The organism is Bacillus bingmayongensis (assembly GCF_000299035.1).
Lineage (GTDB): Bacteria > Bacillota > Bacilli > Bacillales > Bacillaceae_G > Bacillus_A > Bacillus_A bingmayongensis.
The window spans coordinates 30,915-47,426 of sequence record NZ_AKCS01000026.1; the positions used below are offsets into that span (position 1 = coordinate 30,915).

Consider the following 16,512-nt stretch of genomic DNA (forward strand, 5'->3'; position numbering starts at 1 on the left):
TCATCACCTCAGTTATAATTATACGGGTTATGGCTGCACAAACCATGGATTTACAGTTGACTTTTGTTGATGAAATCAACCAGAGGGAAACTCGAAATTAAATTGCAAAACAAAAGATCTTATAGCCGTATCCTGGTAGTTTACAACTCCATTTTGAAACGACAACGCTCCTTTAACGTTTCAAAAATAAACATCTAAAAAATTTTCAAAAAACCTATTAAACCCTTTATATAAAAGGATTTTTACTCAAAACTAGATTTCAAAGTGAAAAATCTTATAGTGGTATCCCGGTAGTAACTTTTTAACAAAAACGCCTCAATTCCTTATATAAAGGGATTGAGGCGTTTTCTTAATAAATCGTCATTTCACAAAACATGAAACGATATAGCGGTATCGTGGTCATAAAAAAATTTACCAATCTCTGAATCCCTTGGAGGACAAGGGATTCAGGCCCTTTTCATCGTTTCATATTTCTTCTTAAAGGGCCGCCATTCAGCAAAATTCGATTTGATATAATCAAAAATGATATTTTGTATCCTATTTTGGTAAACATTACATTGAGTGAATGGAGGTGAAAAAGATGGAGAAACCATTTGTTATTAAAAACAAACGTAGCTTAAATGGAGAACCGACTACTGCAGTACTAGTTACAATTAAATCTTGGCAAAAACTCGTTGAGGCTATGGAAGATAAGTACTATAGCTATAAAGATACATATTTAGAAGATATTTTAAAGTCTATGTCATACGAGGAACGACTTGCAGATGAGGAGCAGTTTGTTGAAAAAACAAAGCCATCTTTTTCACTTCAAATGAAACAAGCCTTTTCTAAAGTAAATGGGCGAAAACATATGGATAATTAGTGTTACCGTAAGTCAATGTTATTTTTAGTTTGGATTCGACTTTTGTATAGTTGACGAAATTTGATGAAAGAGATAATTCTCCAAGGTAAGATATATCCCAGTGCTACAGTCATAAATAGTGCTGCTTCTGCTTCTGGACCTAGCCATTTTAAATAATCACGAAGTAAAAACCAGGTAATAAGTACGATGAGAAAGGTAATGATAAAGCTCTTATTTCTTACAGCATAAATATGCTGATCGAATCGGAGTTCATAGTGAGTGGTCCAAATAAGTGGAATTGACAAAAGGAATCCAAAGATAGCTGCACAAATCCATTCCCAGCTAGCGGCATGTGCTTTTGGATTTAAGATGATGAGAATGCAAGGTAATAACAAAAATAGTATGGGTAAGAGAATGCGGGTCCCGTTTCCTTTAATAGGGCGATACATGGCCAAAGTTCTACGCCATAAGACCAACGCAGCAATTATGATTACAATAGAGTAAAACGAAGAGGACTCCATAATTTCACCTCTACATATAGAATATTTCAATTATATGAGAAGTATAGATGATTGGATTGTAGTATTCGTCTTGGTTAAAAAAATGTAACAATTCTTTGTGGCGATTATATATAGTTAGTTACCGTAACATACTATTGTACAATGTAAACAGAGTGGCTAATCCCTTACTCATCAAGGATAACGCCTGTGGTGATTTGCAACATGCATTTATTTGTAAAATGAAACCGCCAGTAGAACAAAAATATAATAACTCTTCTCTGACTAAACAACACACAAAGTTGTATGGCCGAAGTTGGGAAGAGTTGCAAAGACAGCATGTATAGTTATATGACGAGAGTGAAACTAAATTTAAAGTATAACATTCCGTATTCTAGGAAAAGTTTTTTTTCATATTTATTTTAAATTCAGTTTCTCAATAAACGAGGTAGCTACAAGGACAAACTCCATTCATTGGCTTGATTTCATAGCGCAACTAAAAATGATATGATTGTATTGTCAATATTATCTAATTATTAAAATACAATATAGGAAAACAGCAAAGGGGAGAAGAACTCATGGGCTTTTTTAGTAGATTTTTCACAAAAGTGGAACAAGTAAACAATAAAGAGGCAACCCTCAATGAATTAAATGAAGAATTATATGTTGAATCTCCAATAGAAGAAGCAAATAGCTATTGGGTATCAATGGCACAAAATTTAATTGTCAATACTGTAAAAGCCGCTGACAATAATGTGGAACGTGCTTTTATATTGCTTAATTTGAAAAAAGGTGAGGCTTCTTTTGATATTTTTTATCAAATTAACGGGCAATTGTATTTTTGGAATCAGCTAGAAGATCAGACGATTAAAGAAAGAATTAAGAATGAGTTGTTACCTCAAGCTTCAGAAGTTTCAGATGCAGTAAACCAGCACTTTTATGAAGCGGACCATCCTACAATCTCGTTTGCAGAATTGCAATTTGAATGGGAAACAAAGGCCTGGTTTTCACATATCATCTGGGAAGGCGACCCTGCCTCTCAATTACCAAAAACTCAAATATTAAACGAATGGTTCAGCCTAATCAAAAAGGAAACTCAGAATAAACCACTTGATAGTGATACAAAATTTTCTTGGTATCCATCAATCTCTTAAAAATGAATCAAGTCTATCAAAGAATCAAAAAGAAATTATAGATTAAATCATGAGGAAAATTCAAAAACATGGTCAATATGCTCATAATTTAACGAAATATTTACAACGTGTGGAATTACTAGAAACTCCATAAAAACTTCATTTTGTACAAAACAAAACCCTAGTTTCCTAGGGTAATGGGTATAACAACCCGATTTAATCGAGCTTCTATATTATAAGGTGTAATCGCAACGGTTACTAATAGTAAATATAACCAAAAAGAGCAGTTAGCTTTTGCTAGCTGCTCAAGGCTCTCCAGGGGGACTGAGAAATTATTATGGTATCTATATTATTGACTGAATATTTTAATTTATTCAATCGATAATATTATTTATTATGTAAGTAATAAGATACAATTCCTATAAGAACTAAAGACTTACATACAATCGCAAATATATTTTTTCGCGGTTTTCGCAAATCACTTATCAATGATAATACTGCACCGATCCCTATAATAATCAAAAAAATAAGACTGTATATATCAAGTATTTTCTTCACTCCTGATGTTTGAATAATTCAATTATATAATAATTACCGTTTTGTGAGAAATGTTGTTTAACTTATTCCAAGTCACAAACTAATTCCGTAATAAAATCTAATATAAATATATATCTTATATATATTTAAAATATAAAGATAAAACTTATATAGGACGAGTAAATAGGGGGAAGCTCTTACTGTAACAAGGACTTTGAACATACTATAGCGTAAAAAATCAAAAAATAGTAGTATTTAACAACGAAAAAGTAAGCATAATAATGATATAAAAACTACAAATAATCATAAACAAAATCATATATTTCTACATAAAAAATGAAACAAATTAATACATTGTTAAACATATTTATTCAAGTGCCTAATTGCGTATTTATCCACTCTATTTCCACAATTTCATTTAATTTACCCACAAACCACTCACATTAGATACTGAGTAATTAACATAATCCGAATTTATCACATAACCCACATAAATATTGATGATTTTTGATAGATAAGTTACTAGAATGCATTTATATCAATGAAAATAGTATTATATTATTCATATTCGCCTATATTTATCTACTTATACACAAAATTTAACTTTTTTCTTGTGATTATTTGTAGGTATTTGAATGCATTAAGATAGATCATAACGTGTTTATATGAAAATATGTGTGGAAATTTAGCTAGTTAGAGTACAGTTGTTGTATAGGAGTGCATAAAAAAAGACTCTATTATTAATAGAATCGGGTAAAGTTGGTTGTTATAAGGAATCAGTGCAAGGCTTTCAAATAACAGAATCAACACGAATAGCCCTCTACTTTTAATTTTTTCAAAAATAGAGAGCGGAGTATTGTTAATTGGTTTCGATTACTTCAAGTACTTGTTCAGCTGTTGTTATTTGAATACCAGCGCGTATTAACTTTTCAAAGGCACGCATAAATGTAATCAAATTGAAGTCATCTGGTACTTCAATAACACGAAGCGTTTCTTTAGGTAATCTATCTATCTTTTCAATGAACAATTCGCGAACATCACTAGGAATAAAGCGCTTTTTATGTCCTCTTGCTTTTAAAAGCTCACGTATTTCAATTTCTAAAGCCATATAAGCATTTAGATTTGTACCTTGTTCATAGGCGTACTTTCTAAACAACGTTTCTTCTTGATACTTTAGATAGTTGCGGTGATATGATTCCTCTGTAACAGGTACAGCAAATTTGTATTTTAGTAACTCAAATGTTTTACGGAACAACTTTTTGATGTTTCGAAGAGAGTACATAGAGAAATGCAATCCGAAATTAAATACAGCTTGTTCTTTTTGCTCTTTTGGTACATGTTGTGTAATAAGAGGATAGATACCTTCCTTAGCTGCCGTATCAAGAATTTGATATTGTGACGTTTGATTTAATAGTTTCTTCAGTGTATATACTAACTTACTTGGATATTCCTCATTACGATCTATCATGTCACGCAAGCTTTGAATTACACTGCGAATTTGTCGATGGCATGTATATTTAAGTACATGAATAAATTTATTCATGTCTTTTGTAAATTCACCAATATTCATATCTTGAAGCACAGATTCGATAAAACGAGCTTTACGAGCATAAGTAACCTTTGGCGTGAATGGATCACGATATTGTACTTCTCCAGCTTCTTTTGTACATAAGAAATCCGTATGTAAGGAGAGATATAAAGTCGTATATCTTTTTTTATTATTAACCCCTTTTTGTAATTTGCAGATTTTGAATAGGGGAGTGCCTGTACATGGTAATGCAGTTGTTAATTCTGTCATAACCGCGCGTATTTGATGCGGGTATTTCTTATGTAAAAAGCGGTACATCCCACCAAAATGAGTTTTATTTCCTCTTTCATCCTGTTTGTCTAAGGAACGTTTTAGTGTAGTTTCTCTGTGCTGTTGCATCGCAATGTCCAAGAATAGTTTCTTAGCTGCAACTGACAGCTCAAAGAAAGCCTTTGTAAATACCACTGGGCTAATATAAACATAAGGGTTTGCCTTTTCAGTTTCTTCATTCATAAAATGAGTTAGCTTAATGGTATAGCGGCCATCTAATTCCTTTTCAATCGTGACAATGTTATGTAGACTTAGTTTTTTTAATGCAATATAGAATTGAGAATGCTGTATGTAAGCAAACTCTTCTTTATATTGCTTGTAATCTTCCCACATCATATGTACTGTTACATTTGGAATGACCCCATTTGTGTAACATTTCTTGTGTAGGTATAAGAAGACTTCTAGATCTGCGTTTGTAATACCATATAATTTATGCTTCCTTCCTATTGTTTCAGAAACAGCAGACAGGGTACGACGTGAAAAAGATGGTTTCGCTTGTTCTACAAAGCCATCTACATCTGCAACACGTTCTTCATATGTCATTTGATCCAGTAGATCTTCAAGGTATGTATCTTTATAGCTGTAGTATTTCTCTTCGAAAGTTTCAACAAGTTTTTGCCAAGACTTCAGTGTTACTAATACTGCATTTGTAGATTGTCCATTTAGACCACGTTGGTTATGAATAATAAATGATTTTCCCATCTTTTTCACCTCCTACCTGTAAACTCAGAAATATATGCCAGGATACTATAAAATATACCAATTTTGATTATAGCAAATCGAAAATTGCTGAAAGGTGCTCCTTTAAGGGGAATTTTGAGAATATGAAACACGACATAAAGCCAGTTGTGACAAGGGATACAGGATTTTCTTCATTTTTTTTTGTGTCAAGGATATGGCAAAAAACGTTTCATGTATTGGATGTGTCAAATTATTAGTGAAACAGTAGAAAAACGTTGATATATAAGGATTAAATGAAGATGTTTCATGTCTTTACGTCAAGGATATGGCAAAAGTGTTTCATGTTCATATATAAGTCATTTATTATAGAAATATCCATTGAATGTAGTGGTATGAAGGGTTATGAAAGAATTGAAAAGGATATTAGGTCAAGGATATGGCAAAAAACGTTTCATATTTTAAAATTTACAAGGTCAAGGATATGGCAAAGGTGTTTCATGTTTTATATGTAGTAGGAAAAAGAAAGAAACACTTATAAACCCTTGATACATAAGGGTTTATGGGTGTTTCTTATATTTGATAAGGTCAAGGATATGGCAAAAATGTTTCAGGATGATTTAGGATCTGTTTTGTACACAGAAGGGAAAACGGTTGATATATATGAGTTTATGGGATGTTAAAAAAATTTTTGAAAATATATAATCGAAATAAGAAAAATTAACTAATGTTTCATCTTTTGAATTTTAGGTCGAGGATATGACAAAGATGTTTCAATTGCTTGTTTCAAATAGAAATGAATGAATCTAGCTCATTATATACGTGTTATTCATGCAAAAGCTTATATAAGGGTATGATAGAGAAGTGATAAGGGCAAAAGTGTGTTTCATATTTATAAAAAAGGTTAACAATATGTCAAAAAGTGTTTCAGTTATTAATTCGTTAGATTAATTGATGGTATATTGGTTGGTAATGTATAATAAATGTTATTTCACTTGTACAAACAAGACAAAAGTGTTTCATTATTTTTTTGAACATAACAGAATCGGAAAATAAGAATGATTTATATATAATTCGCTAAATATTGAGTTGTTTGAAAGGAATGTACGAAAGGAAGGAGTGACAACGTGGAGAAATTAGCACAATTGTTTACTGATGCTTTGTTAATATCTGAACCTTTATATGGAAATAACGAAGTTATTTGGAAGAAATGGACTTCTTTTAGTGCAGATGTCGAAAAAGATAGTAGTAAGGTTATAACTTCACAATATATTTCCCCATCTTTTTCAGCATTAGTATCATGGCTTAGTAAAAAGAATGTAGAAGGAATAACCTCATTACAAATTGCTATTAAGTTGAATCAGTATAAGGATGAAATCCATTCAGAAATTGAACATCTTTTAACAGAAGAGTTTAAAAATGATAAAAAGCCAAAATTAAGTGATGAAACAGTAATTCAGGCAGAAGAAAACGAAGATAGAACAGATGATAAAGATTATTTTGAGGTCAATAATTCCGCGGTTTATTTTAAATTACGTGACGGGATCTCCAAAAATCATTTTGAAGAGGATTCAAATATGGGTGTCAAATCTTATCCGATTGAAACAAAAGAAAGTAATGCGATAGCTCAGCTTTCTTCGCATCGGGATGAGGATTTGAAGCTTATTAAAGATGATGAAGCGTCCCGGTGGAATACTTTAGTTAATGATGTAATGAGTAATATGGATGATCTTACAGCGGATGTATTAGATTCAATTACTATACAATGGTTAGCTCAAGCGCAGTCACCGGACGAGTTCATCGAATTTTCATATGAGCAAGTATTAGATATGTGTAATGTACCTAAAAAGAAAGTAAGTAAGGGAGAATATTATAGACCTGAAGATAAAATTAAGGTTGCTAAGAGGATTGCTGCTTTAGCGAGTATTTTTATATATTTAAATGATGATAATGAAGTAGTAGTTTTAAATGATGAAAATGAAAATGATGAGGAATATAAAGTAAAAAGGGAAGTAATTAAAAGGTTATTTGTTCTAGATTCAGTTGTATTATGGAGACATAATACAACAAATGAATATATGGGTATTGAATCTTGCCGAATTAAACCTGGAAGCTTTTTATCAAGTTATTTATATGGTTCAAATAATACTACAGCCTTATTATCTAAAAAGGCACTTGAATATAATAGTTACCGACATAAATATCATAAACGCTTAATTCGCTATTTAACATGGCAATGGAGAATTAGGCAAATATATTCTACTTTAAAGCGCCCGTACTCCATTGGAGGCGATAAAGGATTATTAGCTGTCATGGCAATTCCACTTACATGGAAACCAAGTCGTACTCGAGAACACTTAGAGAATGTTCTTACTGACTTAGAGAGAGAGAATGTGATTTCTAAGTGGGAGTATTCAAGTAAATTAGATGAAGAACGTTTAAATAAGAAAAATTGGTTCAAAGATTATTGGATTGATTTAAATATTACTATTCTTCCACCAGAAGAATTAATTAAATCTATGTACAATTTACCAAAGAAAAAAACATTCGAAATAGAAAATAATAATGAAACAACAATAGAGTATAGTGAAAAGACTAAAGATATTATTGATATGCCGCAAATAACAGTTAGTAAAGAATCTGACATTTTTGATGAAGAAGTTGTTCGAGAAAAAATACTAGAGCGACACAATGTTGATAATATAAGTATACGAGAGCTTGCAAAAGAAATAAAAATATCGGCACCTACGCTATCCAGATTTTGCAATAGACAAACTAAGCGTTTATCAGCTAATGCAGTTGAAAAAATGTCAAAGTGGTATAAGAGACAAATGATATTAGAAAAAATGTAATGGTAAAATATATATTCATAGAAATGTGAGAGAGCCTATTTTATGGTAGATATAAAATAGGCTCTTTAATTTTAAATGTGCTTCGTTTATCGTTTAACCTTTTCTTTAACTAACACGCGGGTGTATTAGCTGAAAAAGGAATACAAAAGCAATCAATCTTTTTAATCGGTTACAATGGTTATTAGTATTAATTCGATCAATTTTTATTGAAAATCAACAGTTTGATTATTAATATTTTTTGAAGTGTTGTCTTTTTTTAAATGCAATTACATGTTGTAGAGTTTTTAGGTTCCCATTTACCAAGGTGTTCTAAAAACATAATGGGAACTTTTATATTTTTTCCATTCCTACATAGGGTACAATAACAGTTATTATCTAAAGATAAATAAGAGTTCCCAGGTCTTTTTTTATATTTCCCATCACTTCTAACCCACTTAATATCCACGAATTCACCGGCTTCTGTATGGTTTGGTTAAATGAAAAATCTGAGTCAGCTGAAAATAATACTGCTGGTATATTATTTGTACATGGAGAAATAAAAACGGTTCTGGTGCAAAAACTTTAAAGCTCTTGCAAGTAATCTCCTAAACTTGGACATACTGATAGTATTACTCTAAAAAAGGTGTGCTCGGTATGGAAAAGGACAATTTATTTAAATGGAAACATTATCAACCTGACATCATTTTGTTAATGGTGAGATGGTACCTACGGTACAACCTAAGTTTTCGTGATTTGGTGGAAATGATGGAGGAACGTGGATTATCCATCGCTCACACAACCATTATGCGTTGGGTTCATCAATATGGATCAGAATTAGATGAAAGAATACGGCGTCATCTTAAGCCAACAAATGACTCGTGGAGAGTCGATGAAGCGTATATCAAAGTAAAAGGTCAATGGATTTATCTGTATCGTGCAGTGGATTCCGAAGGAAACACAATTGATTTTTATCTCAGTGAAACAAGAGACACAAAGGCTGCAAAGCGATTCTTCAAGAAAGCTTTGCGGTCTTTTCATATTTCTAAACCTCGCGTCATTACGGTGGATAAGAATCCGGCTTATCCACTGGCGATACAAGAATTAAAAGAGGAGAAACGTATACCTGAAGGCGTACAGATAAGACAATGTAAATATCTTAACAATATCGTGGAACAGGATCATCGTTTTATAAAGAAGAGGGTTCGTTCCATGTTAGGATTAAAATCATTTCGTACAGCAACCTTGATTTTGAGAGGTATCGAAGCCATGCATATGATGACAAAAAGACAACTTCACCAAAGGGTGAAATCTGTCCAAAATGAGGTTGAAGTCATTCATAAGTTATTTGGATTAGCCGTTTAATCTCAAAGTTAACAGGGGATTGCTGTTCTATATTCCTAGTAAGCTATTTTCGCACCAGAACCTTATTTTTACCTGGTTCCATTTGAAAATTGAGGAATTTTCCACTATGTAAATCATACTCTAGCTGAATCTTAATACCGGTTGTTTGTGCACATCCTCCTGAACCAGGATAAATAGGGGCCAAATGATTAGGCACTTGAAAAATAGTAGCATCTAAAATACGGATACGTTCAAAATAAGAAGTGTATTGGTTTGGGATTTGAGATGAATCGTTTAGTTGGCTTTTGACTAAAAGGGAAAATACACGTTGTAGAAATAAAACAGCATATCGGTTAAAACGTTGATTAAGTCCTTCTGGACTCATGAGTGTAGCTGTATTAGCATAAAGCTGACTACATAATCGAGTAAGGGGACTACTTGCTACATGTTGACTGATCCAGATACATAAGGCAGCCAAATCTCGTGCGCCACACTTACTTTTACGTTTTACAAAACCTGTCTCCTGTGCGAGTTGTTGAAGAATATATGGAGATAGATATCGTTGTAGTTCTTGAGCAAACAAATAAAACTCATCTTGAATCGAAAGATTCATAAAAAAACGCCATCCTTTCTGTATTGGAGTGAACCCTGAGAATGAGACGATAAAAAACACCTCTTTAAATCGTAAGTATCAGTTATGATTTTAATGGAGGTGTTTTTTTATTTGAATTATCTTTATAGATGTAGCGATTAATCCGATTGCATTTTTTCTTTAATAATCAGTACCTGGCTATATAATCATTAGGTTAAACTTCGATAATGCTTTCAGAATGAAAACGTAATGTTTTTTATGGCAACCAAGTTTATTTTTATCGTTGTGGGGGGGACACCAAAACCTTACATGTATGGTGACCCCAATAAGGAAAATCGGCCTCTTGAGTGTAAATTCCTATTTTATTAATGCGAATCTAATTTATTTTGGAGACAGTATCCTATGAAAAGAGCCTCGCAGTCTGTTTTCTCACAACTTCCATCGGTCCCATCTTAAAAGAGCGAAGCCAAACATTAGCGAACATAATCTGGAATATGCTGAGTGCAGTCCAAACACCAATGATTGAAATCGAATTTAGCTTGCTTCCGAGCCCAATCCCCCAGCCATAAAAAATAACCGAAGCCAACACATTTTGCAGTACATAACAGCTAAGTGACATTTTACCTATCTGCTCCAACCAGCTCCAAACCCTTAGATTTGGTTTTAATTCGACAAGTCGGGAAATAATTGCTAAGTATCCCATTGCCAACAAAGGGGCGAACAAATATCTAACCGGCATATCAAATAATCCACCAGGAACAAAGAGTAGCAAATTAAGCGGTAGCCCAATTAGGATTCCATATTTAAATAGAAGACGACGGATTTTTCTTCCTACCTCATTATCAGCAAACGCCCCTTTACGCATAAGAATAACACCAGAAAGAAACAGGACTATATTAAGTGGAAGGGCAAATACGACTTCAAACCGTAACATAATAAAATTTGATAACCTGTATTGTACTTGCTCCATCCAACTCCCTGTTTGATAAAGAGTGACTATATCTCCACTTACACCCGCCTTACCATTAACTCCATTTACAGCAGCTAATAGCATCATCACAAATAAAAACAATACGAATGAGCCATAAACCCCTACGCCCCATTTAATCGTAAGCCAAATCGCTTTTTCACCTTTCTTTACAATCAACGATACGATGATTGCAGCTGCTGCATAGCCCATCAAAACATCGTATTCCATAACAAGTGTGAAATGAATGAAGCCTTCTAGCATCAGAATCATTGATATCCATAAATATGTGCCAGGCCAAGCGTTACCTTTACGAAGGGATTGTTGATATTTCATTTCCAAGCCGACCCCAAACATAACTGACAGTAAACCGAGAAATTTTCCATTAATAAATACAAGGCATAAGGTTCGGATAAAATCATCGACTGACACCCACCATTGATTATCGCCCATAAATACTTTGCTTACATCTCCCAAAAATCCGAATATCCAGATATTCGTTCCAAGCGTTCCTAAAATAGCAAAACCCCTTAATATGTCTAAAATACGAATGCGTTTTGCACGGTTCTCCATGAATGCTCCCCCTTTTTTAATACATTTGTATCAAAAAAGATATTAGCACATTATATTTTAATAAACAATGAAGACTTATACTTATTTTTTCTTTTTGGGATTCATGTATTATAAGTATATAGTGAGAATAAGAACAATTTTAAAGAATTATCGACTTTAAAATTAAAGAAGAAAAAGCTGAATAAAAATCCCTCTATCACTCACCTGAACGATGATTGATAGAGGGATTTGTTGGATTATTTAACACAAATTAAATCCATGTGGTACTGAATCGTTTTTGTGATACGCTCCCGATTAATTCGTTCACGGTCAAACAGGGCATGAATTGCAAGTCCATCAATCAGCGAATAGAGTCTTTCCACTTCAAGATCTACATCAAGTTCAGGTTTTAAAAGGGCACAACTATTAAGGAAATGAATGATATCTTTAACCACATCATAAATTTTATCAGATTTTATTGGTAATTTTTCACTTCGATGGTTAATATGTGCCATGAAAGCGAACCAAACTTCCATTTCTACAAGTGCTTCATCGGTTATAGGAACAAGTTCTAATAATATGTTTATCACGATCTCCTTTGGAGGTAAATCACGTATTGTTACTGCTTGAATGCGCTTTGTAACTCTCTCTTGTACAAGGGTCATCGCAAAGACTAATAACTCATCTTGATTCGAAAAATAATAGCGAAGTGCTCCTAATGAAACACCTGCCTCTTGGGCAATATTTCTTACTGTTGCTCCTTCCATCCCTTTAATCGAAATGACTCGCCACATCGCCTCTGCAATTAATATACGTTTCTCTTCATGATCTATAATTTTCGGCATACCGCTATTTTACCATAAAAAACAACATAATAATCTTTTTAATACAGTTGTATTTTTCAAGGTCATTATGTATAATCATTTTAGTACAATTGTATTAAATAAAAACAATTAAAAACATCTATACTAAAATATAATTAGGAGTGATTATTTGAATTTTGTTGTTTGGTCAATTATTGGAGCTGAAGTTGGTTTTTGGCTTTTTATTATACTCGGCCTAGTTTCACGTTACCTATTTAATCAAAAGAAACTTGGTATGTTCCTTTTAGCGTTAGTTCCGGTTATTGATTTGATTCTCTTAAGCGTAACTGCTGTTGACCTCTATAATGGTGGTACAGCAACACAAGCACATGCCCTTGCTGCTGTTTATTTAGGTGTATCATTAGTTTTTGGAAAGAGTATGATGCATTGGGCAGATAAAAAGTTTTTATATCATATCAAAAAAGAAGGAGCAAAGCCTGAAAGAAAGATTGGTTACGAATACGCATGTCATTCGTTGAAGGGATCGTGTAAACATTTATTAGCTTATGCCATTGGAGTAGGAATTTTATTCGGGTTGATGTATTTAGCGAATGACCCTGAGCAAGTAGCTCCATTTTACAGCACATTAATAATATGGACAGTTGTACTTATATCAGATTTTATTTTTACCATCTCTTATTTCATTTGGCCACGTAAGAAATAATAGCAGTTGAAATAGATAGACAAACAAAACTCAATTCCTTATTAAAAGGGATTGAGTTTTGCTTAACATTAATATTCTTCATCTTTCTCAAAATTTTGCTGAAAGGAAAATTGATTAATGAGAAATAGCTGTTTAAAAAGACTGATTTTTCTTATAGTTACATTAATTTTATTATTCAATTTTAGTGTTGTAACAACAAATGCATATTCAAAAAGGGAAATAAATAACGTTCTCAAATTAAAGGAACTACAGGATATTATTTCTTATTCTTTGAAAGGAGATAATGCCCCAGGAGCATCAATAACTATTACAAACGGGGCAGAAGTAATATATGGTCAGTACGGTTTCAGTAATATAAAAGAGAAAACACCTATAACTACGGATACTTTATTTGAACTAGGTTCTACAACAAAAGCATTTACTGCCTTAGCTATGTTGATACTGGAAGATGAAGGAATATTATCTCTTAAAGATAGCGTTTCAAAATATGTGCCATGGTTTAATGTGAATTTTAATGGAGAAAAAGTTGAAATTACTATCGAACAACTTATACACCACTCAAGTGGTTTGCCAGAGAAAACCATTAACAAATTTCCAAAAGGAACTTCTCATAATCTCCTTGAAAAAACGGTTCGTTTATCGGAAGGAATCACTTTAGACTTCTATCCGGGAACACACTTCGAATATGCCAATATTGGATACGACTTACTAGCGTATATTCTTGAAATGGCAACTGGTCAAAAATACGAGGATTTTGTAAAAGAAAAAATTTTACTACCACTAGGAATGAATAATAGTTATTACAATTTAAAAGAAGCAGAAAAAACTGGTGATATGGCGCAAGGATACTTACCATTCTTCTTTAGAACTTCTGAATATGATGCACCTAGATATCAAGGCTCATTAGCTGACGGATATTTAATTACTTCTTCAAAAGATATGGGAATTTGGTTAAATGCACAATTAGGAAGTGGTGACGTTCCCAAGCAGCTTGCACGCCTTATTAAGAAATCACACACAATTAACAATGATATCATTGTTGGTGAATCTAAAAATAAACCTTTATACTATGCATACGGATGGATAGTAACAAAAGATGGTTCATATATTACTCACAGTGGAGAAAATCCTAGTTTCACATCAAATATAATTATCCTTCCGAAAAAAGATGTGGCTATTGGAGTGCAATCAAACAGCCCAGGAAGCCAAACAATCAATATTTCTCAAAATATAATGAATCATCTTAACAACGAACCACAAACGAATATGACGTTTAGTCAAGGTTCCATGGATAAAATTTTTAGTATTGGCATTCTGATATTGACTGTACTAATTATACTTGTAATGATTTTTATTAGTACGATGAGAAAACGTATTAATAAAAAAAACGAAATAAACTTCAAAAAAGAGAAACTTTGGTTTGCTGTAAAAATGATTACTGGATTATTCTTTATGATTATACTTGTTATATGGCCATATCTAATAGATTATTCATTTAATATGGTTCTAGTATGGATGCCATTCACTCAAATTATTTTCAATGTACTGTGTGCTTTTTTAACAACATTGTTACTAATTTCTTCAATGATTAGGTTTAACATTATAAAACAAATAAATTTCAAACAAAATAATGTTTGATTACCTAGGGTGTTTGCAAAAAAAGATATCACATATTCTTTTTGTAGATTCTGTATTTTCAACGTATTCGTGTATTGGATTCTACACATTTTCAGGTTCCAACTAAATTTATTTCTACATACCAAGGTTCAGGAGGAAGTGGTCAAAGTGCTGGCTTGAAAATTCAATTAGAACACGATTTATTAAGTGGTTAATTTTTACATATTCATGTAGGTTCGGGAAAACACAATGATAAAACGTTTGGCTCTACTTGCTTAACGTCACTTCAACCACGTGATGTATGTATACGTGATTTAGGTTATTTCGTCTTATAAGATCTACATGCTATAGGCAAGTGTGGTGTTTATTTCATTTCACGATTAAAACTCTATACTCGTATATATCAAAAGAATAAAGAACCTGAATACTTTCAAAATGGAACAATAAAAAAGCATTCTGAGTACATTCAACTAGATATGGTGCAATTTATTGCCCAATTACAGTCTGGTGAAACATATGAGATTCCTGAGATTTATCTTAGAATGTATCAAAAACTTCTTGCAAGATTGATCATGTATAAATTACCTGAGACACAAATGAAACGTAGGCAAAAGGATTTAGCATGTATGGTGAGGCCCTGCCGATTAAAATCCACTCTAAAAGAACGTATGTGCTATAATGTTTTTATTTAAAAAATTACGAAAGGTTGTAGAAATGAATGTTAAATCAATTTTTATTTACAAGGGTAGGACATAATTATATTCCAACTACAAATATTGATACGTCTATTAAATGGTATACTCAAAATCTGGGGCTTAAATTGATTAATAAATTTGAAGACCGTGGGTCATATATTGCGGTTTTACATTATCCTCATAAAAATGCAATTGCTACTTTATTGATTCAAACAGAGAACAACAATCCTTTAGAAATAATAAGAAATGAGAAAGCATTTCCTGTGATTGCATTAAATTGTGAAGATATTGAATATACCCATAATCAGCTAAAAGAAAAGGGAATTGAAGTTGAAGATATTAAGGTATTAGGGCAAGGGGAAGCTAAATATTTTTATTTCAGAGATAATGAAGAAAACTTGTTAGAGGCAACCTGGTCAATTTGGGATCCCCTAGATAAGATAAGAGAAGGATGGTAGGGTCCTGTTGCAAAGTTTCTTCTAAATCAGAAAACTAACGTTTTTGCTTTATAAATCCGATTTCTCTTGCAAGTTCTTCTAAGAATACAGGTGTAACATATCGTTGTAATTCTTCCTCAAATGGTTGAAGTTCATCTTAAGTCGAAAGATTCACAAAAAACGTTATTCTTTCTAATCTAGTTTGTTTAGAAAGAATAACGTTTTTTGTACTTGGGGATAATAAAATTTCTTAAGTTGATGGGCATGGGGTTCCACCCTATGTCCATCAACTTAAGAAATTAATTATTTCCCTAAATAAAAAAATGAACTGAATTTTCATGGACAACTATGAAGAGATAAAACTTTCGTTTGGGGTACTGCCACATCGCTATCAAGCTAACAAAACAAA

The 16,512-nt window shown here is 32.5% G+C and carries 10 protein-coding genes and 3 pseudogenes; 8 read left to right on the forward strand and 5 right to left on the reverse strand.

All coding sequences use genetic code 11. From position 1 onward, the window contains the following. Positions 1 to 580: 580 nt before the first annotated feature. Positions 581 to 850: pseudogene (locus tag Y7E_RS0105290) on the forward strand (hypothetical protein); the annotation flags it as partial. Between the two features lie 14 nt (positions 851 to 864). On the opposite strand, the gene Y7E_RS29115 reads toward Y7E_RS0105290, so the two are convergent. After that, positions 865 to 1,362 (reverse strand): CcdC protein domain-containing protein, encoded by a 498-nt coding sequence (locus Y7E_RS29115; protein ID WP_017150249.1) that lies wholly within the window; start codon positions 1,360 to 1,362, stop codon positions 865 to 867. A gap of 554 nt (positions 1,363 to 1,916) precedes the next feature. Between Y7E_RS29115 and Y7E_RS0105300 the strand changes: the two genes are divergently transcribed. Beyond that, complete coding sequence (locus tag Y7E_RS0105300) at positions 1,917 to 2,492, forward strand: hypothetical protein (protein ID WP_017150250.1); 576 nt, start codon at positions 1,917 to 1,919, stop codon at positions 2,490 to 2,492. A 1,375-nt stretch (positions 2,493 to 3,867) separates the two neighbouring features. Here the strand turns inward: Y7E_RS0105300 and Y7E_RS0105305 are convergent. Continuing rightward, positions 3,868 to 5,568, reverse strand: a complete 1,701-nt coding sequence (locus Y7E_RS0105305; RefSeq protein WP_017150251.1) for a hypothetical protein — start codon at positions 5,566 to 5,568, stop codon at positions 3,868 to 3,870. Between the two features lie 1,103 nt (positions 5,569 to 6,671). On the opposite strand from Y7E_RS0105305, the gene Y7E_RS0105315 reads away from it, so the two are divergent. Both Y7E_RS0105315 and Y7E_RS0105320 read left to right on the forward strand, forming a co-directional pair. Then, positions 6,672 to 8,396: a helix-turn-helix domain-containing protein gene (locus tag Y7E_RS0105315; protein WP_017150253.1), complete on the forward strand. Its 1,725-nt coding sequence runs from the start codon at positions 6,672 to 6,674 to the stop codon at positions 8,394 to 8,396. Positions 8,397 to 9,029: 633 nt separating this feature from the next. After that, positions 9,030 to 9,737 (forward strand): IS6 family transposase, encoded by a 708-nt coding sequence (locus Y7E_RS0105320; RefSeq protein WP_017150254.1) that lies wholly within the window; start codon positions 9,030 to 9,032, stop codon positions 9,735 to 9,737. 64 nt (positions 9,738 to 9,801) lie between these two features. Here the strand turns inward: Y7E_RS0105320 and Y7E_RS29120 are convergent. From Y7E_RS29120 to Y7E_RS0105335, 3 genes and pseudogenes are all read right to left on the reverse strand, one after another. Next, positions 9,802 to 10,329, reverse strand: a pseudogene (locus tag Y7E_RS29120) (IS4 family transposase); the annotation flags it as partial. A 379-nt stretch (positions 10,330 to 10,708) separates the two neighbouring features. After that, positions 10,709 to 11,848 (reverse strand): DUF418 domain-containing protein, encoded by a 1,140-nt coding sequence (locus Y7E_RS0105330; RefSeq protein WP_017150256.1) that lies wholly within the window; start codon positions 11,846 to 11,848, stop codon positions 10,709 to 10,711. A gap of 236 nt (positions 11,849 to 12,084) precedes the next feature. Beyond that, positions 12,085 to 12,672: a TetR/AcrR family transcriptional regulator gene (locus tag Y7E_RS0105335; protein ID WP_017150257.1), complete on the reverse strand. Its 588-nt coding sequence runs from the start codon at positions 12,670 to 12,672 to the stop codon at positions 12,085 to 12,087. A gap of 148 nt (positions 12,673 to 12,820) precedes the next feature. On the opposite strand from Y7E_RS0105335, the gene Y7E_RS0105340 reads away from it, so the two are divergent. From Y7E_RS0105340 to Y7E_RS0105350, 4 genes and pseudogenes are all read left to right on the forward strand, one after another. Then, positions 12,821 to 13,354 (forward strand): hypothetical protein, encoded by a 534-nt coding sequence (locus tag Y7E_RS0105340; protein WP_017150258.1) that lies wholly within the window; start codon positions 12,821 to 12,823, stop codon positions 13,352 to 13,354. A gap of 270 nt (positions 13,355 to 13,624) precedes the next feature. Then, positions 13,625 to 14,992, forward strand: a complete 1,368-nt coding sequence (locus Y7E_RS0105345; protein ID WP_237741344.1) for a serine hydrolase domain-containing protein — start codon at positions 13,625 to 13,627, stop codon at positions 14,990 to 14,992. A 53-nt stretch (positions 14,993 to 15,045) separates the two neighbouring features. After that, positions 15,046 to 15,639: pseudogene (locus Y7E_RS31395) on the forward strand (transposase); the annotation flags it as partial. Between the two features lie 50 nt (positions 15,640 to 15,689). Beyond that, positions 15,690 to 16,124 carry a VOC family protein gene (locus Y7E_RS0105350; RefSeq protein WP_017150260.1) on the forward strand — a complete coding sequence of 145 codons (435 nt, stop codon included), beginning with the start codon at positions 15,690 to 15,692 and terminating at the stop codon, positions 16,122 to 16,124. The last annotated feature ends 388 nt before the right edge of the window (positions 16,125 to 16,512 follow it).

Excerpts from the sequence above, each read along its gene's own strand:
- Y7E_RS0105350 (WP_017150260.1), top strand. The coding sequence starts at position 15,690 with ATGTTAAATCAATTTTTATTTACAAGGGTAGGACATAATTATATTCCA.
- Y7E_RS29115 (WP_017150249.1), bottom strand. The coding sequence starts at position 1,362 with ATGGAGTCCTCTTCGTTTTACTCTATTGTAATCATAATTGCTGCGTTG.
- Y7E_RS0105330 (WP_017150256.1), bottom strand. The coding sequence starts at position 11,848 with ATGGAGAACCGTGCAAAACGCATTCGTATTTTAGACATATTAAGGGGT.
- Y7E_RS0105335 (WP_017150257.1), bottom strand. The coding sequence starts at position 12,672 with ATGCCGAAAATTATAGATCATGAAGAGAAACGTATATTAATTGCAGAG.
- Y7E_RS0105320 (WP_017150254.1), top strand. The coding sequence starts at position 9,030 with ATGGAAAAGGACAATTTATTTAAATGGAAACATTATCAACCTGACATC.
- Y7E_RS0105305 (WP_017150251.1), bottom strand. The coding sequence starts at position 5,568 with ATGGGAAAATCATTTATTATTCATAACCAACGTGGTCTAAATGGACAA.
- Y7E_RS0105300 (WP_017150250.1), top strand. The coding sequence starts at position 1,917 with ATGGGCTTTTTTAGTAGATTTTTCACAAAAGTGGAACAAGTAAACAAT.